Origin of the sequence: Chryseobacterium sp. SIMBA_028 (assembly GCF_046535285.1) — a bacterium.
GTDB lineage: Bacteria > Bacteroidota > Bacteroidia > Flavobacteriales > Weeksellaceae > Chryseobacterium.
On sequence record NZ_JAWRWZ010000216.1, the window covers coordinates 1 to 276 of the forward strand.

General features: G+C 62.7%; 1 protein-coding gene. It reads left to right on the forward strand.

Annotation, left to right across the window (positions count from 1 at the left end):
* Positions 1–276: homocysteine S-methyltransferase family protein (locus tag SCA31_RS23205; RefSeq protein ID WP_410699384.1), on the forward strand; the 276-nt coding region annotated here is incomplete at both ends.

Here is a 276-nt window from a genome sequence, read left to right on the forward strand (position 1 = left end):
TCCGCGAAGGTCCTCCTGGAACAGCCCGATCTCATCAAACAGGTCCATCGGGACTATTTCGACGCCGGTGCTTCCGTTGCGATTACAGCCAGTTACCAGGCCACGCCGCAGGGTTTTGCACGGCGCGGGCTCACCGAGGCAGAGGCCCTGGATTTGGTGGCGTTAAGTGTACGGCTGGCCGTTCAAGCACGGCAGGAGTACCTCGCCGTTCACCAAACCCGGCGTCGGTTGCTGGTGGCCGGTTCCGTAGGCCCCTATGGCGCCTATCTGGCCGAT